The sequence below is a fragment of the Bradyrhizobium sp. 14AA genome, assembly GCF_054185205.1.
Map to the genome: position 1 here is coordinate 1 of NZ_JAVAYM010000096.1, position 526 is coordinate 526.

At 66.2% G+C, this 526-nt stretch carries 1 protein-coding gene; it reads left to right on the forward strand.

What is annotated here, in order from left to right; genetic code table 11:
- Positions 1-133: 133 nt before the first annotated feature.
- Positions 134-526 (forward strand): fumarylacetoacetate hydrolase family protein (locus RAD15_RS43485; protein WP_458184809.1); only part of this gene is annotated, 393 nt, incomplete at its 3' end.

Sequence of the window (526 nt, forward strand, 5' to 3'; positions counted from 1 at the left end):
CAGCTGCTCGGCGAGCCGATCCCCGAAAAGGGCCGGATCCGCGCCTCGGCGCTCGACAAGCCCGGTTTCGGCGTCGAGCTCAACCGCGACATCCCGCTCCACCGCCCTTATACCCACTAAGGAAACGCCTTCGATGAAATTGCTGCGTTACGGCCCCGCCGGCCAGGAAAAGCCCGGCCTGCTCGACGGCGAGGGGAATATCCGCGACCTTTCCGGTCATGTCGCCGACATCGCCGCCACCGAGCTCTCGCCCGAGGGCCTGGCGACGCTTGCGGCGATCGATCCGGCATCGCTACCCCTGGTCGAGGGATCACCACGCTACGGCACCCCCGTCGCCGGAACGCGCAAATTCATCGCGATCGGCCTGAACTTCTCCGAGCATGCCGCCGAATCCAACCTGCCCGAGCCGCCCGAGCCTGTCTTCTTCACCAAGGCGATCTCGTGCCTGCAGGGACCGAACGATCCGGTGATGATCCCGCGCGGTTCGGAAAAGACCGACTGGGAGGTCGAGCTCGGCGTCGTGATC